The following is a 24,017-nucleotide window of genomic DNA, read 5'->3' on the forward strand; positions in this document are numbered from 1 at the left end:
CAGCCTGATGAAACCCCCGGAGCCCGCCGACTTCGGTGTAGACAGCTTCACCGTCGCGGCAGTGCTCGATCGCCGCGCTGAGCAGTATCCGGACCGGGTGATGCTGTCGGTAGCCGGGACCGATATCACCTTCGGGCAGCTACGGCAACGATCGTGTGCGGCGGCGAATCTCCTGCTGGAGATGGGAATTGGTGCGGGTGACTGCGTTGCATTGTTCACCGCAACCTGCCCGGAATGGGTCTACTTCTGGCTCGGGGCAGCCCGGATCGGCGTGGTGACTGCCGCGGTGAACGCGGCCAACAAGGGTGACTTTCTCCTGCACAATCTCAGGCTGTCGCAGGCCAAGGTGATTCTCACCGATGCCGATCGGCGGCATCGCGTCGATGAGATCACCGCTCAGCTAGACGGCATAAGAACATTGGTGGCGCAGGATGATTGGGTGGTCGAAGCACTGGACCGCGACGTCGCGGTGCCGACCGCTGCCATGACCGGGCCGAGCGCGCTGTTCTTCACCTCGGGCACCACCGGCCCGTCCAAAGCCGTTGCCACGTCGTGGCACTACCTGTTCACGGTGGCAGCCACCGCCGTGGCAGCCTGGGAACTGGCGGCGGAAGAGGTGCTGTGGACGGCGATGCCACTGTTCCATCTCAGCGCCGCACCGAGCGTGCTCGCACCGATGCTGGTCGGCGCAACCACGGTGATCGCCGGCGCGTTCCACCCCGACACGGTGTGGGACGACGTCCGGGCACGCGGTGCCGCCGGCTTCGTCGGCGCCGGCGCGATGGTGTCGATGCTGCAGAATCTGCCGCCCGATCCGCGCGACGCGCAGCTGCCGTTGCGATTCATCTCGGCCGCACCTATCGACGCGGCGTCCTACCGGACAATCGAAAAGCGTTACCGCTGCACCATTGTCACCATGTACGGCATGACGGAGGCATTTCCCCTCGCGGTAAACGGTGTCTCTTACGACGGTGTGCCAGGCTCCTCGGGCCGGACGAATCCGAACTTCGAGGTGCGGATCGTGGACTCCGGGGGCGTGGAGTTGCCGGCCGGATCGGTCGGTGAGATCACCTGCCGACCCAGGTTCCCGAAGGTGATGAGTGACGGGTACGTCGGTGCGGGAGGACCGGGCCTGCAGGTGGAGCCCCATCCGGACTGGTTCCACACCGGGGATCTGGGCAGGCTCGACGTCGATGGAAACCTGTTGTACGTGGACCGGGTCAAGGACTCGCTGCGCCGGCGCGGTGAGAATGTCTCGTCCGTGGAAGTGGAGACGGTGGTGATGACCCATCCGGCAGTGGCCGAAGCCGCCGCCGTCGCCGTACCGAGTGAACTCGGCGAAGACGACATCCTCGTGGTGGTGACGCTACGGCCCGGCGCGGCACTGGATTGCGCAGAGTTGCTTGATCACTGTGCCACCCGGATGCCGTACTTCTGCGTGCCCCGATACGTCGATACCGTCGACGAACTTCCGCGGAACGTCATCGGGCGAATACGCAAAGACCTGTTGCGGGCCCGGGGATTGTCGGCAGGGGCATGGGATCGTGAACGCCACGGATACGTACTGAGTCGGTGAAAGACAGGTTGGAGAGCAACGATGACAATGACCTATCAGGAGCAGCAGATGCTGCAGGCCGCGACGGGGCGTGCGGGCATCCTGGACTTGACCGCTCGGCACAACCGGGCCTACTCGGAGGGGAACCGCGAGGCGTGGATCGGCACCTTCCGCCATTCCGGTGCCAGCTACATCCGTGGGGGTGAGACGTTCACCGATCTGTGGTCGGCCTTCGACGGCGGCGACGGGCAGCGCCTGGTCGCCGTGGACCATGAGATCCACATCGACGGCGTGCACGCGACACAGCATTGTGTGGCAATACTTTTCGCCGCCGTGCACAACGACACCACCTTGCAGGCCACCGGCACCTACCGCGATCAGCTGATCTATGAGCGCGGGGGCTGGTACTTCACGTCCCGCGAGCTCGTGTGGGATTCCGTGCCGAGCCGCCACCTCGTCATGTGAGCGGCGCCGTGGAGCTGAGTTACCAGCTGGCCTTCGGCACCTACGAAGACGCGTTGCTGATGGTCGGCACGGCGGGTGAACCCCGCACGGCGGCCACACCCATCAGTGCTGCGCGTATCCAGTTGTTCGCCGCTATGGTCCGCGACGGCAACCGTTCTTATTGGGATCACGAATTCGCCGTTGCGCGGTGGGGAGGGTTGCCGGCGCCGCCGGCATTGTTGATGGGCTGGCTGATTCCGCCACCGTGGCAGCCGGGGGGTCGCGCGCCGACCGCGTCGCTGGCGCTGCGGGTTCCATTGCCCGGCACCACATTCATCAACGCCGCCAACGACGTGGAGTTTCTGCATCCGATCCTGGAGGGCGATCGGCTCACTGCCGTGGAGGAGTTGGTGTCGGTGTCGCCGGAGAAGCGGACCCGGCTGGGCGTAGGACATTTCGTGGAGACGCTGGAGACCTATCGCCGCCAGGACGGCGCTGTCGTCGCCACCTCCCGCAACACGCTGTTCCGATTCACGCCCGAGCAGGCTCCGTGAGCGAACTGGACTGGAACGCGATCAGCATTCCCACCGAGCTCCCGGATGTGCGCGACGACATCAGTTACCAACGGGTGGTCGAAAACGCCGGTGCTACCTGGGACTACTTCCCCGGCCACTTCGACCCGGCCTACGCGCAAAGTCAAGGCAACCCAACGATTTTCGTCAATACGATGCACCTGGCGGGATTCGCCGACCGGATCGCCACCGACTGGGCCGGACCGGCCAGTCGCGTGGTGCGACGCTCCATGCGGCTGGTGGGCTCCATCTATGCGGGCGACACGATGGTCGGCCGCGGGCGGGCGGTGGCCAAGCGCCGCGACGACACCGTAGACCCGCCCCGCTACCTCGTCGACCTGAACATCGAGGTGCGCAACCAGCACGATGTGCTGTGCTGCCCGGTGCAGATCACTCTGCAGCTTCCCCAACCGCTTTGAGCGGCGGTAACTTTCCGTTGCAGGCCACCGACTGCAACTCAACGTATTCGTCGAGACCCTCCGGCCCGAACTCGCGCCCGATCCCCGAGTGCTTGAATCCGCCGAACGGCGTGCTGATGTCGAGCATGTACATGTTGATGCCGTAGGTGCCGGTGCGTACGCGGGCCGCGATATCCAGTCCGTGGGCGGTGTCGGCCGTCCACACCGAGCCGGCCAGGCCGTACTCGCTGTCGTTGGCGATCCGGACCGCGTCGTCCTCGTCGGCGTAGGTGAGCACCGTCAGAACCGGACCGAAGATCTCCTCGCGCGCGATCCGCATCCCGTTGTCGGCATCGGTGAACAGCGTGGGGCGCACGTACCAGCCGCGCGGCCCGGGGGAGTCGGCGCCGCCGACCACCACGCGGGCGCCCTGCTGTTGTCCCGACCGGATGTAGTCCTGCACGCGCTGCTGTTGACGTTGCGCGACTAGGGGTCCGATATCGGTGTTGTCGTCGGTCGGGTCGCCGACGGTGAGGCTCGACATCATGTCGGCCAAGGCGTCGACGAGTTCGTCATGACGGTGTCGGCTGACCAGGATGCGGGTTTGGGCGACACAGGCCTGGCCGTTGTTCATCAGGCCGGCGGTCTTCAGCCCGGCCACCGTCTTTGCGATGTCGGCGTCGTCGAGCACGATGGCCGCGGACTTTCCGCCCAGCTCCAGGCTCACCCGCTTCAACTGCTCGCCACACAGCGCCGCGATGCGCCGTCCAGTGGCGCTGGATCCGGTGAAAGCGATTTTGTCCACCCCCGGATGCCGAACCAGCGCCTCGCCGATGTCCGGGCCGCCGGTCACGACCGACACGACGCCGCCGGGCAGCTCGAGCTGCTCGATCATCTCGGCCAACCACAAAGCGTCCAAAGGGGTTTCGGGGGCAGGCTTGATGACCACACTGCATCCGGCGATCAGCGCCGGAATGAGTTTGGGCATGATCAGGCATTGCGGCACATTCCACGGCACGATCGCGCCCACCACACCGACCGGGGCGCGGCGTAGATGTGCTTCGCCCAGCACGCCCCTGCGGCGCTCGACCCAGGGGAACTCGCGGGCGGCTGCGAGTGTCAGATGAATCATCGAAGCCGCCCCGGCAGCCTGACCGAGCCGGCTGAAACTCCGCGGCGACCCCATCTGCGCCGTGATCAGGTCGGCCATCTCCTCGATGTGGCGCCCATAGATAGCGGCCAGCTGTTCGACCTTGCGCATCCGTTCATGCGGCTCGAGCCGCGGCCACGGGCCGTGGTCGAACGCTTGCCGGGCGGCGGCGACCGCGGCGTCCACGTCACCGGCCGAGCCGGCAGGTACCTCCGCGATGGGCTCCTCGGTGTGCGGCGAGACGACCGTGATGCGTCGCGAGGTGGACGGTTTGCGCCACCGTCCGCCGATGAACAATTTGTCGTAGGAACGGAGACTCGCCGTCATGGGGGCAACCACCTCAGGGCAGGCGACGGTAATTTCGCTATTGATGCTAACATAGCCAAAAAAGCGGGGTTTCCTTCGACGCGAGGCGTGACGTGACCGGCGATTGGCGTAACTACCCGTTCGAATTGGTGCCCGGGGACAGCCAAATGGATTTTCCCGCGGCAGAAGGTCAGCACCCTGATCAGGAGTCCGACACCTGGTTCATCGCCGGCGAACTCGCCGCAGCCGACCGATCGTTTGCGTTTCTGACCATCTTCAACAGGAACCGGCCCGGTGGCAGCATCGTCGCCGACTTCTACACGCTGGCGCTGTTCGATCTCGACACCGGTGAGTACGGCACCTACACCGACTACGACATGCCGCCCGCGAGCATGGAACCGGGTGCGACACCGAAAATGTCAAGTGCCGTCGGATATCTCGACGTGGCCTACGACACCGGCACGGGAACCGCTCGCTGGGCGACGTTGCGCGACGCCGACGGTGCGCTGCGGCCCTACAGCTACGAGATCAGCCTGGTGGGCACCGACCAGGTGGGCCAACCCATGCGTTTGGACCTCACCGTCACCCCCACCCGGGCGCCGACCCCACTGGGGGCGTCGACGTATAACGGCAAGATCGCCTGCTTCGGCCAGGACGACACGTATTCGTACTTCCAGACTGGTATGACGATGTCCGGGACCCTGCGTTGGGGCGCGACGGAAGAACAGGTCAGTGGCACGGCCGGGCACGTTGACCGGCAGTGGTTTCCCAAGTACGCGGGTGGGGGAACCGGTGAACCGCCCCGCACCCGGTCGCACGAATGGCGCACCATCAACTTCGACAATGGCGTCGACATGAGCATCTGGCGACAGTTCCTGCGCACCGAAGGCAATGCGCTGCAACCATTTAGCGGAATCACGACGAGCTATCCCGACGACCGGCCGCCGCAGTGTGCCGAGGATTTCGAGGTTACGATCGACAGCTACGTCCGGTGGCCAGATGCGGTCCGCACCCTCATCCGGCCGCCGACCAAGGCGAGGTACATGCCCGACCGTCACCGGATTACCTGTGCTGCACTGGATTTAGACATCGTGGGTGAGCCGCTGGTAGCGGCGCCGGCGCATGGCCTGCCGATCGAATACATGGAAGGTCCGTACCGCTACCGCGGGACCCTGGCGGGCCAGGCGGTGACAGGGTTCGCGTTCAACGAGCGGTCGCTGGCGATGTACCGGGATTGGGAGTTGGTAGACGTGCTGGCAGCACGCGTCACCGAACTCGGATCCGCGGAACCGGGTCTGGATGAATTGGTCGAACGGGTTCGTTCGCTGGTGGTCTCGGGGCGTCACAGCGAGGCTCGGGAGTTGTTGAAGACGTTGGATCCCGGTCGGGACGAGTTGCTCGCGACCGTCGTGCAGGATTTGATCACCGAACTGTCAAGGGGCTGAAGGCACAAAGGTGCCGATGGCCGAATCAGTGTTGTACGTTGACGCGGTGGCCGCGGACCGGGATGACCTAGACGTCGAGGAATCGGGGCTGCTGGACGATCTGGAAGGGCGCGCCCGTCAGGAGCGCGCCGATCTTGTTCGATGGCTGCTTGCGCGCGGCTTCGATGTTGAGCAGATCCGCCGCGAGTTCAGCCCCATGCTGCTGCCTGCCATTCGCATGATCGGCGATGACGGCACGGTGGCCTCTGCGCGAGAAGTCGCGGAGTCCAGCGGGGTGAGCCTCGATCTGGTGCAGCGCTTGCACAGCGCCATTGGGCTGGTTCGCGCAGAAGACCCCGATGCGCCGTTGCTCTCGCGTGCTGACGCCGAATCCGTCTTAGGCGCAGCACGATTGGTCGATATTGGGTTCGACCCCACTCAGCTGGCCTTGATTGTGCGCCTGCTGATGGACGGCCTTACGGGGGTGGCTGTGATGTTGAGGCAGGCGGCGTTGCAGGCGTTGCTGCGTCCGGGGGCGACGGAGCTGGAGCTTGCTCAGGCCCTCGAGATGCTAGCCCACGACGCCGAGCCGCTACTGGGCCCGATGGTCGACGAATTGTTGCGGGTGGCCTTGCGGCACTCCATGGAGACCGAGGCGATCAATGCGATGGAGCGCGCCGCCGGCACTCTGCCGGGTGCGCGGGATGTCGCGGTCGGTTTCGCCGACCTGGTCGGTTTCACCCGGCTGGGCGAACAGCTGCCGCCGGAAGAACTCGTAGGTGTGGCCCTTCGATTGGCAGACCTGGCCAGGACTGTGGTTGCAAGCCCGGTCCAGTTCGTCAAGACCATCGGCGATGCGGTGATGCTGGTGTGCTCAGACCCGCTCAAATTGCTGGTGACTCTGCTGGACCTGATTGATGCCGCGGCCGCGGACGATTTCCCGCGGCTGAGAATCGGACTCGCGTTCGGCCCCGCCGTCAACCGAGGAGGTGACTGGTACGGCAGCCCGGTCAATCTGGCGAGCCGGGTCACCAGCGCCGCACCGGCCGGCACTGTGCGGGTGACCGAAGCCGCACGCAACGCCATCGGCGACACGACTGACATAGCGTGGTCGGCCGCTGAGTCCCGTCGCCTCAAAGGGGTGCGCGGTGAGGTCCTGCTCTACGGTGCAGGGCGGCACGCCATCGGGGATTTGCCCCCGGAAAGTGAGCCCGTCACCTGATTGGCGCCGCGTCCTTCGTGATGCTCCGCGCCCACGGACCTTGCTAGCTCCGTGCTGTGCTGGGTTGTCGCGGACTGAGCGCGTCACTTCGGGTGGTGGGAGCCAGACCGGGGCGAATCGCCGCTCGTCCGGCCTCCTTGGCCAGCATCACCCCGACGATGCGGCGGGCACGCAGGGCGGCCGCGTCCGCCAGGAATTCGACTCCGCCCCGCCATCGGTCATATCCGGAGTGGTCGGACGCCATCTCCAGGACCGCGGTGTCGCGTTCGGCAACCCCCGACAGAAACGACCTCAGTCGGGCGGTCACCTCATCGCGATCAGTGCGATAGTCGCGTGACCCTTGCATGAACACGTGGGTCGACGTTTCGTCCTCAGGCGTGATGGCGTGAGTTCGGGTGGTGGTGTACAAATCGCCGTTCGCGGTCGCAATCTCCCAATATTGGCGGTGCATCGCGGGGGAGACGAAGGTGCCGCTCTCGCGGTGCTTGTAGATGCCGGCAGAGTCCAGCCCGGTGGCGTCGGCCTGCCAGTCGGTGAGGGAGGCCTCTGGGAGGAGCCGTGTGTAAGACACGGTGGTTTCGGTCACTTCAACGTCGCTGAAAGCCGGCATGCTTCGGATCTCCGCGGGAATGTCGCGCCTGTGCAGAATGGGTGCGTAGCTGAAGTCCAGGTAGTGTTCGTGAACCATCATATAGTTGGCGCTCACCCGCCAGGAGCTGGCGAAGGTCGACCACGCCGGGTCGTTGATCCATGGTGTGCGTGGTGGTTCACTGCCGGCGGCAGCGGCATTCTGCCCCAGCCAGATCCAGACGAACGGCGGTTGCTCGAGGAGCGGAAAAACACGCACCTTCATCCCGGTCGGCACCTGCGGCTGAGATGGGATGTGAACGCACTTGCCCTCGGTGTCGTAGGTACATCCGTGATACCCGCATACCAGTCGATCTCCGTCGACGCGACTGTGCGACAGCGGAAACGCCCGGTGCGCGCAGCGGTTCACGAAAGCGGTGATGCGCCCGCCGGTCCCGCGCCACAACACGACATCCTCGCCCAGCAAGCGTCGCTCCAACGGCGCTTCACCGATCTCCTCGCTGGTGGCTGCGACATACCAGCACTTTTTCGGGTAGTTGGTCTTCGCGGTCTTCACAGGTCCAGCACCAGCCTCTCGGTGCGTGAGCGCGACACGCAGACCAGCATCACTTCACCGGTGCCGCGCTCAGCTTCGCTGAGCACCGAGTCGCGGTGGTCAGGGGTACCCTGCAGCACGCGAGCTTCACACGTGCCGCACACGCCTTCGTAGCAGCTGCCCAGAATCGGGATGCCCTCTTCCTCAAGGACTTCGAGGATCGACTGGTCCGATGTGATCTCGAAACTGACTCCGGAACGTTGGCACACCACCTCAAAGTGATCGAGTGCTCCGGCGGCCTCCTCCGCGGTCGGCGCCTTGGCGGCGAACCGCTCGATGTGCAGGATCCCCGCCGGCCAGTGTGCGCTGTGTTGCTCGACCGCCGACAGCAACGCTTCCGGTCCACAGCAGTACACCAAGGTGTGGTCTTCGGGTTCCTTGAAAAGCGATTCAAGGTCGAGTAGACCCCGTTCGTCCTGCGGCCACACGGTGACTCGTTCGGGGTATCGCTTGGCGAGCTCTTCTGCGAATGCCATGGACGCCCTGGTCCGTCCGCCGTAAAGCAGTGTCCAGTCATTGCCCGAGCGTTCGGTTGCCTCGATCATCGCCATGATCGGGGTAATGCCGATTCCGCCCGCGATGAACCGGTAGCGCTGCGCGTCCACCAGCGGAAAATGGTTGCGGGGGCCGCGCACTCGAACAGTTGCTCCCTCGACGAGGTTCTCATGAACGTATCGTGAGCCCCCGCGACTGTTGGGGTCGAGCAAGACCCCGACGCGCCAGACGCTCGAATCGCGCGGATCACCGCACAACGAATATTGGCGAGTCACTCCGTCGCCGAGCATCAGGTCGATGTGAGCTCCCGGCTCCCAGCGGGGCAGGTCTTCATTCTCGGGATGGGCTAGGTCGAGCACCACCACACCTTCGGCGGGTGCGCTCCGGCGCAGAACAATCAGATCGGTCGTGAATTCATGGACGTTTGCGCTGGGCGTCGTAACGGAGGGCGCAGACATTGATTACTTCCTCCGATCCGTGGTTTGGCACGAAATCAGTTCGACCCCAGAGATATTGGATTTCGTGCGACCACCACGCTACTGTGCTGCGGCCGCTTGCTCGCCGGTATCCGGCGAAGGTGGCAGATAAATGGTCTTGTACACCTGAAACGGTTGCAACCCTTCGGGACCGAGTTCGCGTCCCATGCCACTCTGCTTGATCCCACCGAATGGGGCGACGGGATCGTTGACGTAGTGGTTGACTCCGACAGTGCCCGAGCGGACGCGGCGGGCGACGTTGACCGCTCGTTCCGGATCGGATGACCAGACGCTGCCGCCGAGCCCGTAGACGCTGTCGTTGGCGATCGCGACCGCTTCCTGCTCGTCGGAGTATGGGATCAAGGACAACACCGGACCGAAGATCTCTTCGCGCGAAACCGTTGCGTTGTTGTCCAAGTCGGCGAAGATCGTGGGCTCGAGAAACCAGCCCCGATCCAATCCCGCCGGCCGCGAGCCGCCGGTGGTCATTCGCGCGCCTTCGCTCTTGCCCTTCGCGATGTAACCTTCCACGCGCTCACGCTGCCGCTCCGACACCAGTGGTCCCACTTTGGTTTGCGGATCAAGAGGATCGCCGATGGTCAAGGAGCGCGCCAAATCGGTTATGGTGTCGACGATTTCGCTGTACCGGCCACGGGGGACCAGCACCCGCGTGTTGAGCCAGCAGATTTGACCGTTGTTGAGCAAGGTGACCCCGAAGAACTGCTCCATGGCGGCGGCAAGGTCGGCGTCGTCCAGGACGATCGCCGCCGACTTGCCACCGAGCTCGAGCGTTACCGGCCGCAGCAGCCGGCCGCAGGCCTCGGCGATCCAGCGGCCTGCCGCAGTCGAGCCGGTGAACGAGACCTTGTCGACTCCGGGGTGCTCGACCAGGTAAGCGCCCACTTCGCGGCCACCGGGAACAACGTTGAGCACGCCGTCGGGCAGGCCCGCCGCGGCAGCGGCCTCGGCCATCAGGAATGCGTCGAGCACGGTTTCTTCGGCGGGTTTGAGCACCACCGAGCAGCCCGCGGCCAGCGCGGGTGCGATCTTCAGGAATGAAATCCCCTGCGGCACATTCCAGGGCACGATCGCGCCGACGACGCCAATGGGTTGCTTGGATACCAGCGAGGTACCGCCTAACATGCCGGATCGAGATTCTTCGGCAGGTGCACTGGTCATCAGGTCGCTGTAGTAGCGCAACAGCAACGGCGGAAAGCCGGCCTCGAATTGCTGTGCGAGCCAGATCGGCATCCCGTTCTGCATCGAGACCCGCCGGGCCGTCTCGCCACCTCGCGTTTCCAGTTCCACCGCGAATCGCTCGAGGACGTCCGCGCGGTCCTTGGGTTCCCAGGTCGCCCAGCCGTCTGGGGCGTCTTGGGCCGTCCTTGCCGCCGCAACGGCGGCGTCGATATCGGCGCTGCTGCCGCGGGGCACCGACCCGATCTGGTCCTCGGTCGCCGCGGAGTGGACCTCGATGGTGTCGTGGCCCGCGGGGGCGGTCCAGGTGCCGCCGATGAACAATTGGGGGTAATCGATTGTGCTCATGGATGTGTCGGCCGTTCAGGAGATGGTGAGCTTTGCGGGCAGGTGCTTGAGGCCGCCGACGAAGTTCGTCTGAGTGACGCTGCCGGGTCCCGCTACTTCGATGGACTCCAGGCGCGGCAGTAGTTGTTCGAACATCACCTTCAGTTCGAGCTTGGCCAGATGCTGGCCGACGCAGGTGTGCGCGCCGAAGCCGAATGCGAGGTGGTTGTTGGGCTTGCGGCCGATGTCGAAGTTGTCGGGGTTGTCAAAGATCTCCTCGTCGCGGCAGCCCGACTGGAACAGGGGCATCACCCGGTCTCCGGCCTTGATGGTCTGGCCGCGGATGGTGTGGTCCTTGAGGGCCCGGCGCATGAAGTGTTTCACCGGAGCAACGTAGCGCAGGCCCTCCTGGATCAAGTCGGGAATCAGACCCGGGTCTGCTTTGACGCGGGCCAGCACCTCCGGATGCAGTGCCAATTGCTGGAGCGTGCCGGCCAGGGTTGCCGATGTGGTGTCATGGCCGGCCGTGAAAATCGCTGTGTACCAACCGTAGACGAATGACTTGGGCCAGTACTCGCCGTCGGCGCCCTTGGCGCAGGCGACCACCGAGGCCAGGTCGTCGCGAGGATTGGCGCGGCGGTCTTCGACCAATTTGTCGAAGTAGCCGAAGAAGTCCTGGATGGTGGCGGAGAACTGCTGTGCCATCGCCTCCGGAGAGAGCGCCGCGACGTCTTCGCGCTGATGCTCCGGGTCGGCGGCTCCGAAGAATTCCTGGGTGAGTGCCATCATCCGCGGCTCGTCCTCCCGCGGCACTCCCACCAGGGTCATCATCACGTGCAGCGGGAAACCGAGCGCCCAGTCGTCGACCAAGTCGATTTCGCCCCTCGCCGAAAGCGCCTTGAGATGCTCGATGGACTCATCGGCGAGGTCGCGGATCGAGGCTTCCAATTTCTTGACCGATGGGGGCTTGAAATAACCGAAAGCCATGTTCTTGGCGTGCGTGTGCTCGGGCGGGTCGATGTAAGGGAGGGCATCGAGGATGCGCAGACTCCCGCCGAGGAGTTGCTTGGTGAACTCGTCACCGGCGATGTTCTGCAGGATCGGATTGTGCGAGCCCGGATTCTCAGTGCCCCCGCCGGCGGCAAAGACTTCCGACAGGCTCTCGACCTCTTGGATGTCGGCGTGCTTGCTGACCAGCCATATGGGGTCGTAACCGTCTACAACGGCCTTCGCCACCGGCATGTTGTTGCGCAGCCATGCATAGGCGTCGTACAGCGCGGTGAGGTCGGAATGGCCGGCGGGGAGCACGATCTGTTGCGCGATTTCGGCGGGCAGGATGGCTGAGTCGGTGTGCTGGGTGGTCGTCACTGGTGTCCTCTTTCTACGGCCGTAGGTGCCCTGAGCACCGTGTCCCCGAGACATCGGTGGGCTCGCCGATGCCGGTGAGGTAAGTCTCTTCGCGTAGGGCCTGTTCCTGCGTCACCATGACGGGGGGTCATACCTGCCACGTTGGGGGTAATCGGGAGTGACCGGGCATTCAATTGGACTGTTCGCGGTGGTCAATCAGCCGGGCAGCCGGCATCGATCCATTCCTCGATCTTTTTGATCGATTCCCCCGGCACGGGGTCGAGGTACGCGGGCATCTGTGGTGTCACTGCGCCCGCGGGGGGGTCGTCGAGATCTGAACCGAACGGTGCTCTGCCTTTCAAAGACAGCACCAGGCTTGAATTCGCACCGTCACCAAGGATGACGAGCTTCCTTCCACCGACTTTCATCTCGACGAATGTGTCTCGTGTGACATCACGCCAGAAGGGGCCGTGCGAAGCCACATCAGCGTCCGGGCCGCCGACCGATTCGTCCAGGATCTCTATGACGTCCCTGAAATTCATGGTGCTTCCTTCGATGTCCGGCGCTTGTCGCTCTCCGGCAGGTCAGCGTGCGCGCTCATCCGTCATACTCGGTGCGACGCTGTTCACGAAGATCCTTCGCCGGCAATTGCGGAGATGATGGCGTCAAGTCTCGGCGTCAGGTCGTCATTCGCGCGTCACCATGACGGGGGGACATAGATCCCACGTTGGGGGTATCAGTTCGCCGTGATCCGGGCGAAGCGCAACGCCGAGGTTCCGCGAAAGGCCACCAGGACAGTCGAATTCAGCGTTGTTCGGGTGTCCACCTCGCCGGCAGACGCTTCACGCCGTTCATGAAGTTCGAGAGCAACAGCTCTGGCTCTTCGGACTGCAGATTTTTCATCCGGGTGTACACCTGTCGCATCTGGGCCTTCAGCACCGCCTTACCCAGCGCGTGGCCGATGCAATAGTGGGGACCGCCGCCGCCGAACGCCTGGTGTGGATTGTGCTTCTGAGTGCGGCTGATGTCGAACGTATCTGGCCGTTCGAAGACCTCTTCGTCCCGGTTGCCGGAGATATACCACATCACCACTTTGTCGCCTTCTTTTACGGTGACGTCGCCCAGTTCGTAGTCGCGCAGTGCGGTGCGGCGAAAGTGCATCAGCGGCGGCTCCATGCGCAAGGCCTCGTTGATGGCATCGTCGGCCCGGCCCTCGAAATCCTGCATCAAGTAATCGAGTTGGTCAGGATTGCGCTGGAATAGAGTGACCACGTGCGCCATTGCGTGCCGGGTGGTGTCGTTGGCGCCGGCGGCAAGTAATGCGAAGAAGACCCCTACCTCTTCGGTGGTCAGTTTGTGGCCCTCGTACTCGGCCTGGGCCACCCACGTGAGAAGGTCGTCGCCGGGCTTCTCCTTGCGTGGCTTGGCCAGTTCCAGCGCGAGCGTCGACAACTTGCTGGAGGCGTCGGCGAACACCATCAACGGTGAACCGATGTGAGCCCACTCGGGGTCGAGCCACCCGGCGAACTGTTCGGCTGCGTCCATCATGTACTGAATGTGGTCGGGGTCATGGATGCCCATGAAGTTGGCGAAGACCCGGCCGGCCACTTCTTTGGTGATCAATTGACACAGGTCCCCCTCGCCCAGTGGGGCTACCTTGTCGATGATCTTCGCGACCAGGCCGTTGATCTGGTCGACCATCCGGTTGATATTGCGTGGTGCGAAGGCAACATTGACGATGTTGCGCATCTCGGTATGCCGGGGCGGGTCGGTCACGATGAACGACAGCATCGTCTCCAATTGCGGGAAGTCGTCGATGAACACTCCCTCGGCAGAGCTGAAGACCTGCGGGTTGCGGGACACCTCTTGTATGTGGCGATGTTTGACAACCGACCAGAATCCCTTGGCATTATCCAGGTTCGGGTCGAGTGCCTCAGGCGCATGGTTCCAGCTGATCGGCCGGTTCGCCCGAAGCCACTTGAAGGTCCGGTGATGTTCGGCGCGGGGGCGCTCCCAGAACGCCATCGTGTTCAGATCGGTTCTGACGCCTTCATCGGTTACAGCCATGATCGGTCCCATCGTCGTGATTGCCGGTCCGCACGATCGGCGGTGGATGAGCCGACGGTAGGTGGCTGTGACCCGTGGCACATCTCCCACCCGGGCTAAATTTCCTACCCCGGGATCGGTATTTCTATCGGGCGATGAGAGGCGACGTGGGGTGGGTCCTGCCAGCCGTCCCGATGAGGGGAGAAAAAACACCCCGTCGGGGAGACGCATGGGAACCCTGCGGCGTGACAACAATCGATGACCCGGTCGCGAACGGGGCGGATGAGTTGGCCGCGTGGGCATTCCGACGACATGGAAGGTTGGTCATATGAGGACGAAAGCCGCGGTGTTATGGGGCGTGGGTGAGAAGTGGCAAGTGGAAGACGTCAGCCTGGATCCACCGGGACCCGACGAGGTGATGGTCAAATTGACCGCCTCGGGGTTATGCCACTCGGACTACCATCTGGTCACCGGCGACATACCCGTGCCGTTTCCGGTCATCGGCGGACATGAGGGTGCCGGCATCGTAGCCGCCGTCGGACCCGGGGTAACCGACGTGGCCGAGGGCGACTCGGTCGTCCTGAGCTTCCTGCCCGCGTACGGGAAATGCTCGTACTGTGCGCGCGGCATTACGAATCTGTGTGACCTCGGCGCCGCGATAGTTCAGGGCCCGCAACTCGACGGGACACACCGATTTCACGCTCGCGGCACCGGCGTGGGCCAGATGTGTTTATTGGGAACATTTTCTGAGTACACGGTGGTTCCGACCGCGTCGGTGGTGAAGGTCGACGCCGGTAGTCGCCTGGATCGTGCTGTGTTGATCGGGTGCTGCGTGCCAACGGGTTTCGGCAGCGTGATCAACACCGCGAAGGTGCGACCGGGCGACACGGTCGTCGTGTTGGGTGTGGGCGGCATCGGCAGCAACGCCATCCAGGGCGCGAAGGCCGTAGGCGCGCGGCACATCGTGGCGGTGGATCCGATTGATTACAAGCGACGCCGCGCCGTTGACTTCGGCGCTACCCACACGTCGGCCACCGTTGACGAGGCGCGGTCTGTGATAGCGGAACTGACCCGCGGACAGCTCGCGGATGCGTGCATCATCACGACCGATGTGGCTGAGGGTGCTTATGTCGGCCAAGCGCTCAGCCTGGTAGGTAAGCGTGGCAAGGTCGTCGTCACCGCTATCGGGCATCCGACCGAATTAGCTATCAGTGGTTCGCTGTTCGAGTTGACCCTCTACGAGAAGTCGATTCACGGTTCGCTGTTCGGGTCGTCGAATCCGCGCCACGACATCCCCCGCTATCTGGAGATGTACAACCTCGGCCAGCTCAAGCTCGACGAACTGGTGACCCGCGAATACTCGCTGGACGAGATCAACACGGGCTATGAGGACATGCTGGAGGGCCGCAATATTCGCGGTGTGATCAGATTCTGAGTTAATTGAGCAGGCGGTGATACCTGGCGACGGCATCGGTCCGGTTTGCCGCTCCGAGCTTCCTCAGCACGTGCTTGACGTGCGTCTTGACCGTCCCCTCAGCCACGAACAAGCTGATCGCGATCTGCGCGTTGGTCTTTCCCGCAGCGAGACCACGCAATACATCCCACTCGCGGCGGGTGAGCTTCTCAGAGGCGCGACCGCCACAGTCTTTTTGCGGTTGGGTGACGGCAGACACCGCGGGCGTGGAAGGCTCGGCGTTCGCGCTGATGGAGGCATTTTCCGCCACCGCAACAGTGACGTCATCGACGAGAGCATCGACACCGCGCGAGTATTCGCTACAGGTGAGCTGCACCTGTTTGAGTTTGCCCAGCAACAAGTTTCGTTCGAATGCGACGCCGAGCGCTTCGGCGAACACGCCCAAGACATCGCGGTCCGATTCGTCGACCAGTACCGAGCGTTCGTGCCGGTCTGCGTGGAGCAGACCGATCGGCTGGTCCCAGGCAAGCACCGGAGCCGCGACGTAGGCATTCGTCTGGGTAAGGGCGACCAGCTCGGTGTAGACGCGGGGGTTTGCCTGCGGATCGCGAACAACCATCGGTGCACCGCGGCGCACCATCTCGGCCTCGAGCAGCGGGCCGGTCAGTTTGCGCGGGTGCGCGAGACCTACTTCCACCAAGGTATGGGCGAACCCTTCATCGGCTCCGGCATATGCCGAAGACGCCAGCCACAATCCCTTGTTGATGCGCGAGAACAAAATTCGGTCAAATCCCATGTAGTGAGCTTCCGCGGCCGCTCGCTCGACGAGGTCTGCTGTGGATCCGGCCTGGCGGAGCCGCTCCAGCGCGTCGCGCAGGGCGAGAACCTTGGCGGCCCGCCGGGCCAGGACCGCGTCGAGGACCGTTGCCTGAGCATGTTCTGATCGCACCAGCAGGGCGGCAATCTGCTGGGCCTGTGCTGTGTCCCACTCGTCGGGGGCTGCGCCGTAGGTGCTCAGACGTTCATTGAGCGCGCGCCGAACCGCTGATAATGCCACCGCGGCCGAATCGAGGTCGTCATCGCAGTACCCGGGACGCGGCGTCGCGCTGCCGAGTAATTTCTCGGCGGCGCTGACGACTTCGCGGGCCAACTCGATGCATTCCATTCGATCGACCGTCAATCCGGCCTCGCCAGCGCGATGACCTCATCGAAACCTTCCCGCAGGCACGTCAAGAACGCGGCGGAGTCGGAGATTGCTTCGGGGTCGAAGTTTACTGCGATGCAACATGTTCCCTCGTAGGTCAGCATCGCAAACATCGCCGGGACGCCTGGACGCGGACCCATCGGGTAGATGCGGGTTACCCGCGCGCCCGCCAGATACAGCGGACGCGCGATCGCCCCGAGGTTGGAGGCCTGCAGGTCGGACAGGCCCGTCATCCCGCCCGCGATACGGGTGAGCACGATGCCCGGCAGGCGGCTCAGCACCGGCGCCAGCAGATCCAGGAATCCGAGTGCGGGCTCCATGCGCGCATCGGCGACGAACTTGTGAATGGCAGCGATGCGTTCACCGGGGTCCGATTCCCCGACCGGCGCTACGAACCGCGCACCAGCGAACTTGTTGGCGCCCATCGGGTCGGCGTCGGTGCGAAGACTGACAGGCACCGCCACCGGTATGAAATCGACTTCGAGAGAGAGCTTTTCATGATAGCGGCGCACTCCGCCGAGCAGTCCGGCCAGGAATGCGTCGTTGACCGACCCTCCGGCGGCGCGGCCAGCGGCTTTGAGATCATCGAGTCCGACGTCAAAGGTGTCCAGTCGATAGCCGGATCCGCCACCCGTCAACGCGGGGGAGTGTGGCGCCTCCGGAGGAGTCAGGACCCGCCGCAGCGACATCGCGAACTTCACCACATCGCTGGTCGCTCCGACAGGGTCGCCGGCAAACCGGCCGGCCGCGTTCAGGGCTTCGCGTAGTGCAGTCCCGGGCGCGTCTATCGCTTTGCCGGCCAACCGGTTAATCAACAGCCCTTCCGGTGTTTCCGTCGGTCGCGGCTCCGGAAACCGTCGATCGCCGGAGGGCCCCGGCTCCCGGCTGTGGCCATGGGCGAGGTCGAGCAGTTGCAGCAGACCGATCCCGTCGCTGAGGCTGTGATGCGGTTTGAAAAGGTAAGCGGCCTGACCGCCGGCGAGGCCGAGCACCAGGAGGGCCTCCCATGGCGGACGTTCGGAATCCAGTGGGCGAGCAGCGAATTGGGCGGCCAGCAGGTGCAATTCGGCCATCGACCCGTCGCCGGGCAGCCGCACTCTTTGCAGGTGGTATTCCAGGTCGAAATGAGGGTCCGGAGACCAGGCCGGTGCAACCAGGGGCAGCACCGGTTCGACGACGCGTTCGCGAAGCCGGGGGACCCGCTGGGTGAAGCGATGGTGGGCGGCCACCAGCCGATCCCAGTCCGGTTCGGTGTCGAGCAACTCGATCATCACACCGGTGGAGCGGGTGCGGAAGTCGCCGTCGGTGCGCCACATCAGGGCTTCCCACGCGCTGAGGTCTTGACCGCCGCCCCAAGACGCCAACACCTCGGCATCGTCAGACATTGTCGACAACTCTCTGCGCCGGTGCTGCTGTGGCGTCAACGCCACGGGTGACATCCAGGATCAGCTCGGCGACGCCGGCCGGATCATCCGACATCGGGACATGGCCCACGCCGCTGAGGCGGATCAGCTCGGCTCCCGGCAGACGCTCGAGCATCGGAGAGCCGAAGTGCTTGAACGGCAGCACAAGATCCCGCTCCGCCCACACCAGCCTGACCGGGTAGGCGCGGTCCTCGGGTAGTGGCTCCACCGGGTTCAGGTGCAGCACCCGCAGCAGCGGGTCGACGACCGTCGAATGCCCCATTGCCTGGATATAGGTCACCAACGTCTCGTGCGGCACCTTTCGAGGATGCGCGACCTGACCTGCCAGCAGCGCCCAGCGAAGCACCCGCCGGGTGGCGATCGCGTCGGCTCGCGACGAGTATCGAGCCAGCCCATTCAGGGAGAAGCGGACACCGTGCGCGGTCACCCGCAGGCGACGAGGCGAGCGCCAGGCCCCGGCAGGACTGAGCAGAACCAGCGACAGCGCCCGTCCGCGGCGGGCAAGCTCGATCCCTATCCACCCCCCGAGGGAGTTGCCGGCGATATGCACCTTGTCCAGGCCCAGACGATCGAGTTCCTCCTCGAGTGCATCGACCAGAGCTTGAACCGACGGCGCGACTTGCGAATTGAGCGATGGCCCACCTGCGTGACCGTGCAACGTCGGCACTATTACATCGTGATGCGGTTCCAGATGCGGCAGCACCGGCGACCAGGCCCGCCAGATCGCTCCGATGCCGTGCAGCAACAGCAGGGGTGACCCGGCCCCGGCGCGGTGGCTGGGGGTCAGCTCCAGCCCGTCGACGACGGCCCGCGGTCCGCCGGAATTGTGCCGGGCGAGTGCGGCTCCCGCGGCCACGGTGCTCCCGGCCAGCAGGGCGGTGGCCACTGTGGCCGATCTTCGGCGCGGGTGGTTTTCCATTGGGGTCGTCGAAACTCGCGTCACGGCTTGAGGACGACTTTGAGGACCTCGCCGCGGAGCTGGGCGTCGACTGCCTCGTTGATCTGAGCGAAGGGCATCGTGGTGATCAGCTTGTCGAAGGGGAACCTGCCTTGGCGATAGAGATCGAGCAGGTAGGGAATGAAGGTCTGTGGATCTGAGTCACCTTCGACGATGCCCCGAATCGTCAGGCCCAGTAGCGGCGGCTGGAACAGCCCGACCGAGAAGGTGGCTTGCGGGTTGGCCGGCACGCCGATCAATCCGAGCGTGCCTCGCACCCCGAGGGAGGCGAGCAGCTGTTCCACGACCGGAGTCACCGCAGTGGTGTCGATCGCGTAATCGGCTCCCGCCGGGACGATCTCCCGAATCTGCTCGTCCAGCGGCCCGACCTGTGGGTCGACGGTGTGGGTGGCACCGAGTTCGGCTGCCAGCGCGCGCCGACTCTCGTGGAGATCGACGGCGATGATCGTTTTCGCTTCGCGTACGGCAGCGGCCATCACGGCGGACAGTCCTACCGCGCCCGCGCCGGCGACGACCACCGTCGATCCGGGCTGGACGTCGAGCGAGTTGAACACGGCGCCTGCCCCGGTCTGGATGCCGCATCCCAGCGGCCCCACCAGCTCGACCGGTACATCCGGCGGCACCTTGACGACGTTACGTTCGTGAGCCAGCGCATGTGTGGCCAGAGACGACTGACCGAAGAAGTTGGCCGCAAGTTTCGTTCCGGCGGAGTCCAGCCCGGACGTCCCATCGGCGCGCAGCCCGCCGAAGTTGTATTCGAGGAAGTTGTGGCAGTACGCGGGTTCCCCTTTTGCGCAGTGAGGGCACTTCTCGCAGCTGTGGAAGCTGAGCGCGACGTGGTCGCCGGCGGTGACAGTCGTGACATCGCTGCCGACCGATACCACGGTGCCACTGCCTTCGTGCCCCAGGACTCCGGGCAGCGGGAAGGGCAGGTGCCCTTCTTTGACCGCGATGTCGGTGTGGCAGATGCCGACTCCGGCGATCTTCACCAGTACTTCGTCGGGTGCCGGCTCTTGGAGTTCGACATCGGCGATGGTGAATGGCGCGCCGACCTCCTGCACCACTGCCGCTGAGATCTGCATCGGCTGCCCCTTTTTCTGTTTCGCCGTGATTGCCTCGGTGGGAGGACGCGGGAAGCTGATCTCCCTCGCTGACCGCACCTTCCGGCGCTTCCCGGGCGGACTCGGCGAGATGTACGGATCGACTCACCGAACCCGATGCTGCGAGTGTGGTCGAACGACCCGCGCCCCGCGTCACCACATCGGGCAGTTCTCTACCCCGCAGAAGGGGTATATCGCCCAGGCGCCCTTGGCCCGAACCATCTCGGCTCTTCATAGTGGGATGGTCACAGCGTTGGTGACAACCGCCAGCCACCCACCGTTGCGCTCTTCCTGCCGGGCCAGGGTTGTGGCCACCACGACCGCGCCGTCGAGTGCGGGGGATCGAGAGAATGAGATGACCGGTACGGCACCGCCGGTGATCGCGGTCGATGAGCTTATCGAGCGCATCAAGTCGGCTCCGGCTGGCCCGAAGGTGGCTGCCTTCTTCGACTTCGACGGAACCCTGATCCAGGGTTACTCGGCCAGTGCCCTCATCGCGCACCGCGCCCGCAATTTCGAACTCGGACCCGACGAGTTCGTCCGCACGATGCTCGCCGCGCTCGGCGGTCCCCTGGACGAAGGCGCATTCAAAGAGCTTCTATTACAGGGGATTCGGAGCTGGGCCGGACGCACCGAGGACGACCTCATGGAGCTGGGTGAGCAGTTGTTCACACAGGAGGTCGCCGGCGCACTCTTCCATGGCACCTGGCGGCTGGTGCGCGCCCACCAAAACAGGGGCCACACGGTTGTTATCGCCACCTCTGCGACGCGGATGCAGGTGCAGCCCATGGCCCAGGAATTAGGCATCGACCACATCTTGTGCACCGAACTCGCGTCCGAAAACGGTGTGCTCACCGGGGAAATCGCCGGGCGCCCGCCCTGGGGCGACGGCAAATTGGCTGCGGTCCGAGAATTCGCCGGCCGCAAACGCATTCCGCTGCAGAACTGCTACGCCTATGCCAACGGGGGCGAAGACGTGCCGTTCCTCAGTGGCGTCGGCCATCCGCACGCCGTCAACCCGGGGGCTGAATTGGCGCGCCGCGCCAGTGAGCGTGGCTGGCCGGTCATCCGGTTCCGGACCAGGCGGAGCACGTTGCATCCGATGGCGCTGGCCCGGACTACCGGCTTGTTCGGCGGGTTCGCAGCGGCGGTGGGCGCGGGCGCAGTCGCGGGGGTGCTGACTTTCGATCGGCGCGGCGGGATGGACATGGCAACGTCGGTGTTCGGCCGTCTTGCTGGACAATTGGGCAACGTTCGCATCGAGGTCACCGGCGAGCAGCACACCAGGGGCCGGCCGGCAGTGTTCTTCATCAATCACCAGAGCACCCTGATCGACGCGCTGGTCGTTTCGCGAGTCGTCCAGCGGGGCTTCACGGTGGTGGCCAAGGATGAGGTGAAGCGGATACCCGTGTTGGGGCAGTTGCTCACAATGGCCGATGTCGCCTTCATCGACCGCTCCAACACCGCCAAAGCCATTTCGGCGATGCAGCCGGCAGTGGACAGGCTGCGTGCGGGCGTCTCGATCGCCCTCTCGCCAGAGGGCACCCGGTCGCTGAGTCCGCGCGTCGGCGTGTTCAAGAAGGGCGGCTTTCATCTGGCCCGGGACGCCGGCGTGCCGATCGTTCCGATTGTGATACGCAACGCCGGAGAAATCATGTGGCGCAACGCCAAAGTGGCGCAGGAGGGCACCATCGAGGTGGTGGTCCATGAGCCGGTGCCGACGGCTGACTGGACTCGCCGGGATCTCGATGAGTGGGTGCCGAGGATGCGCCAGCTGTATGTGGACACCCTCGACAATTGGCCGGGCACCGAGGCTGGATGCACATGGTCCGCGGCAATCGCCGCATCGCGACCGGTGGCGACTCCGACGTGACGGCGACGCCGAATGGCCTGGCCAGGCTGCTGAGACCGAACTGGTCGGCCGCCACCACGTTGCGGGCGGGGGACCGCCCGGAGATCGCTGTGCTGGAAAGCGGTGAACTCCGAACTGCTACAGCACAATTGGCCTCGCAACTGGACCGTGACGTGGCCGATGTGAGGGCGGAGGCCGCCGTCTACATCCGGGAGATGGCGGCCTCGCACGTGCCCCCGGTGGTGCGCGCCTGGCAGGCGCTTTCCAGGTGGATGGTGCGCGGGTTCCAGGTCGTGATCGACGACGACGATCTGGCCAGGTTGCGCGAACTGGATCGCGACCATGCCCTGATCTTCTTGATCTCGCATCGCTCCTACCTGGATCAATTCTCCTTTCCGCCGCGGCTTACCCAGGGTGGGATCTCCCCGACGTTCGGGCTCGCCGGCGCCAACCTCAACTTCTTTCCGCTGGGCACATTGGCCCGGCGGAACGGGTTCATACCGGTGCGGCGTGCCACCGGTGATGTGCCGGTGTACCGGCTGGCCCTGCGCGCCCTGGTCGGCCAGATGGTGGCCAGCGGCCGTAATCTGGTGTGGTCGATCGAAGGAGGCCGGACCCGCACCGGCAAGTTGCGGCCTCCGCGATACGGATTGCTGCGCTATGTGACCGACGCGGTGGAATCCGTGCGCTCGGAGCAGACGCTGGCGGTCCCGGTCTCCATTCTTTTCGACCAATTGCCTTTGCATGAAGTCAAATTGATGGCCGCGGAGGCACGCGGCCTGCCCAAGAAGCCAGAGAACGCGCGCTGGCTGCTGAGTTACGCTCGCGGCCTTCGGCATCGCCTGGGGCGCATCTACATCGACTTCGGTTCGCCGGTGCCCCTCTACGAGCGCACCGTCGCGTTGCGCAACGAAGGGCTGGGCGACCGGCAAGTTGTCGAACGCATCGCCCTGGATATCTGTCACCGTCTCAACCAGGCCACCCCCGTTACCGCGACGGCCGCGGTATGTGTGGCGATGCTGGGCGCGGACCGGGCACTGACCCTGGACGAAGTGTGCGCCACCGTGGCGCCGCTGGCCCGCTACCTGCGTGCACGCGGGTGGCCCGTGGCGGGCGGCGCCGATCTTACTGACCGTGCGACGGTGTCGCAGACCCTGCACGACCTGGTTGGCTCCGGTGTATTGACGTGCTATTCCGCTGGGCCGACCACGGTTTGGGGGATCGGCGACGACCAGCATCTTATCGTTGCGGTGTACCGCAACAGCGCGATTCATGTTCTGGTGATGAGAGCGATCGCCGAGTTGGCGCTGCTGGCCATCACGCGGACGCCGGGGGCAACCAAGCGGACGGGGTGGGAGAAGGCGCTGGCCGTTCGCGAACTTCTCAAGTTCGACTTTTTCTTTGCCGCGCGCGCCGAGTTCGCCGATGAACTGTGGAATGAGTTCGCGATCATGACGCAACGCAGCCACGACCGCAACGCGCCGCTGGATACCGAGGAAGCGGCACGCAGTCTCGACGAAAGTGAGCTACTCGTAGCGCATCTCGTGCTCAGGCCGTTCGTTGATGCATATCGGGTGATGGCCGAAGAGTTACTCAAACTCGGTCCCGGTTCCGCCGTGGACGAACAGGTCCTGCTGGAACGGTGCCTTCGCCTTGCCCGGCAATGGTCACTACAGCACCGCATCACCGAGGAGTCGGTGTCGGGAGAGATGTTCGCCACCGCGCTGAAGTTGGCGCGGCACCGCGGCTTGCTGGACTCAGATGCTTCCGACAGCGGGGCCGGCCGGGTGGCTCTCGTCACCGAACTCGAGGAACTGCAGTGCTCGATCGGTGAACTTGCTGGCATGTACCGGGGTTTCGCGCCGGCGCAAGAGGGTGGCTCAGCATCCCGGTGTAGCGCCACCTGATTGAGTTTTGGTAATA

Annotated in this window: 20 protein-coding genes; 9 read left to right on the top strand and 11 right to left on the bottom strand. The window is 64.7% G+C overall.

All coding sequences use genetic code 11. From position 1 onward, the window contains the following. Nucleotides 1–7 precede the first annotated feature (7 nt). Genes QXH22_RS14855 through QXH22_RS14870 form a run of 4 tightly spaced genes read left to right on the top strand, consistent with a single transcriptional unit; the run spans nt 8 to nt 2,990 of the window. Nucleotides 8–1,576 carry an AMP-binding protein gene (locus tag QXH22_RS14855; RefSeq protein WP_306276124.1) on the top strand — a complete coding sequence of 523 codons (1,569 nt, stop codon included), beginning with the start codon at nt 8–10 and terminating at the stop codon, nt 1,574–1,576. Between the two features lie 21 nt (nt 1,577–1,597). Then, on the top strand, nt 1,598–2,020 hold the full coding sequence (locus QXH22_RS14860; RefSeq protein ID WP_306276125.1) for a nuclear transport factor 2 family protein: 423 nt from the start codon (nt 1,598–1,600) through the stop codon (nt 2,018–2,020). A 59-nt stretch (nt 2,021–2,079) separates the two neighbouring features. Next, the gene (locus tag QXH22_RS14865; protein WP_306246389.1) at nt 2,080–2,553 is read left to right on the top strand and encodes a MaoC family dehydratase N-terminal domain-containing protein; all 474 of its coding nucleotides are present in this window, start codon (nt 2,080–2,082) and stop codon (nt 2,551–2,553) included. Then, a complete protein-coding gene (locus tag QXH22_RS14870) occupies nt 2,550–2,990 on the top strand; it encodes a MaoC family dehydratase (protein ID WP_306244904.1) in 441 nt (146 codons plus the stop codon). Before QXH22_RS14865 ends, QXH22_RS14870 begins: the two co-directional genes overlap by 4 nt. On the opposite strand, the gene QXH22_RS14875 is transcribed toward QXH22_RS14870, so the two are convergent. Then, entirely contained in the window at nt 2,962–4,446 is a 1,485-nt protein-coding gene (locus QXH22_RS14875) for an aldehyde dehydrogenase (protein WP_306244902.1), read from the bottom strand. The genes QXH22_RS14870 and QXH22_RS14875 overlap by 29 nt on opposite strands. A 92-nt stretch (nt 4,447–4,538) precedes the next feature. Here QXH22_RS14875 and QXH22_RS14880 point away from each other — a divergent pair, with 92 nt between their 5' ends. Together QXH22_RS14880 and QXH22_RS14885 are read left to right on the top strand one after the other, a co-directional pair. Beyond that, the gene (locus tag QXH22_RS14880) at nt 4,539–5,870 is read left to right on the top strand and encodes a lipocalin-like domain-containing protein (RefSeq protein WP_306276126.1); all 1,332 of its coding nucleotides are present in this window, start codon (nt 4,539–4,541) and stop codon (nt 5,868–5,870) included. 16 nt (nt 5,871–5,886) lie between these two features. Next, a complete protein-coding gene (locus QXH22_RS14885; protein ID WP_306276883.1) occupies nt 5,887–7,071 on the top strand; it encodes an adenylate/guanylate cyclase domain-containing protein in 1,185 nt (394 codons plus the stop codon). A gap of 43 nt (nt 7,072–7,114) precedes the next feature. On the opposite strand, the gene QXH22_RS14890 is transcribed toward QXH22_RS14885, so the two are convergent. From QXH22_RS14890 to QXH22_RS14915, 6 genes are all read right to left on the bottom strand, one after another. Further along, nucleotides 7,115–8,215 (bottom strand): aromatic ring-hydroxylating dioxygenase subunit alpha, encoded by a 1,101-nt coding sequence (locus QXH22_RS14890; protein WP_306276127.1) that lies wholly within the window; start codon nt 8,213–8,215, stop codon nt 7,115–7,117. Continuing rightward, the gene (locus QXH22_RS14895; RefSeq protein WP_306276128.1) at nt 8,212–9,207 is read right to left on the bottom strand and encodes a PDR/VanB family oxidoreductase; all 996 of its coding nucleotides are present in this window, start codon (nt 9,205–9,207) and stop codon (nt 8,212–8,214) included. Before QXH22_RS14895 ends, QXH22_RS14890 begins: the two co-directional genes overlap by 4 nt. A gap of 78 nt (nt 9,208–9,285) precedes the next feature. Continuing rightward, nucleotides 9,286–10,770 (bottom strand): aldehyde dehydrogenase, encoded by a 1,485-nt coding sequence (locus QXH22_RS14900; RefSeq protein ID WP_306276130.1) that lies wholly within the window; start codon nt 10,768–10,770, stop codon nt 9,286–9,288. A gap of 15 nt (nt 10,771–10,785) precedes the next feature. Then, on the bottom strand, nt 10,786–12,117 hold the full coding sequence (locus tag QXH22_RS14905) for a cytochrome P450 (protein ID WP_306276131.1): 1,332 nt from the start codon (nt 12,115–12,117) through the stop codon (nt 10,786–10,788). Nucleotides 12,118–12,308: 191 nt separating this feature from the next. Beyond that, nucleotides 12,309–12,638, bottom strand: a complete 330-nt coding sequence (locus QXH22_RS14910; RefSeq protein ID WP_306244891.1) for a hypothetical protein — start codon at nt 12,636–12,638, stop codon at nt 12,309–12,311. A 262-nt stretch (nt 12,639–12,900) separates the two neighbouring features. Continuing rightward, a complete protein-coding gene (locus QXH22_RS14915; RefSeq protein WP_306276132.1) occupies nt 12,901–14,373 on the bottom strand; it encodes a cytochrome P450 in 1,473 nt (490 codons plus the stop codon). A 97-nt stretch (nt 14,374–14,470) separates the two neighbouring features. On the opposite strand from QXH22_RS14915, the gene QXH22_RS14920 reads away from it, so the two are divergent. After that, nucleotides 14,471–15,577 carry an NDMA-dependent alcohol dehydrogenase gene (locus QXH22_RS14920; RefSeq protein ID WP_306276134.1) on the top strand — a complete coding sequence of 369 codons (1,107 nt, stop codon included), beginning with the start codon at nt 14,471–14,473 and terminating at the stop codon, nt 15,575–15,577. A gap of 1 nt (nt 15,578) precedes the next feature. Here the strand turns inward: QXH22_RS14920 and QXH22_RS14925 are convergent, their stop codons facing one another. From QXH22_RS14925 to QXH22_RS14940, 4 genes are read right to left on the bottom strand one after another with little or no spacing between them, the layout of a single operon-like run. After that, a complete protein-coding gene (locus QXH22_RS14925; RefSeq protein WP_306276135.1) occupies nt 15,579–16,721 on the bottom strand; it encodes a LuxR C-terminal-related transcriptional regulator in 1,143 nt (380 codons plus the stop codon). Nucleotides 16,722–16,732: 11 nt separating this feature from the next. After that, the gene (locus tag QXH22_RS14930) at nt 16,733–18,145 is read right to left on the bottom strand and encodes a wax ester/triacylglycerol synthase domain-containing protein (protein ID WP_306276136.1); all 1,413 of its coding nucleotides are present in this window, start codon (nt 18,143–18,145) and stop codon (nt 16,733–16,735) included. After that, nucleotides 18,138–19,070 carry an alpha/beta fold hydrolase gene (locus tag QXH22_RS14935; protein ID WP_306276137.1) on the bottom strand — a complete coding sequence of 311 codons (933 nt, stop codon included), beginning with the start codon at nt 19,068–19,070 and terminating at the stop codon, nt 18,138–18,140. The genes QXH22_RS14930 and QXH22_RS14935 overlap by 8 nt, the downstream gene beginning before the upstream one ends. A gap of 53 nt (nt 19,071–19,123) precedes the next feature. Then, nucleotides 19,124–20,224 (bottom strand): NAD(P)-dependent alcohol dehydrogenase, encoded by a 1,101-nt coding sequence (locus tag QXH22_RS14940; protein WP_306276138.1) that lies wholly within the window; start codon nt 20,222–20,224, stop codon nt 19,124–19,126. 373 nt (nt 20,225–20,597) lie between these two features. Here QXH22_RS14940 and QXH22_RS14945 point away from each other — a divergent pair, with 373 nt between their 5' ends. Together QXH22_RS14945 and QXH22_RS14950 are read left to right on the top strand one after the other, a co-directional pair. Next, nucleotides 20,598–22,115, top strand: a complete 1,518-nt coding sequence (locus QXH22_RS14945) for an HAD-IB family hydrolase (RefSeq protein ID WP_306276139.1) — start codon at nt 20,598–20,600, stop codon at nt 22,113–22,115. Further along, nucleotides 22,040–24,001: a 1-acyl-sn-glycerol-3-phosphate acyltransferase gene (locus tag QXH22_RS14950; RefSeq protein WP_306276140.1), complete on the top strand. Its 1,962-nt coding sequence runs from the start codon at nt 22,040–22,042 to the stop codon at nt 23,999–24,001. The genes QXH22_RS14945 and QXH22_RS14950 overlap by 76 nt, the downstream gene beginning before the upstream one ends. Nucleotides 24,002–24,017: the final 16 nt, after the last annotated feature.

The organism is Mycobacterium sp. TY814 (genome assembly GCF_030755175.1).
Lineage (GTDB): Bacteria > Actinomycetota > Actinomycetes > Mycobacteriales > Mycobacteriaceae > Mycobacterium.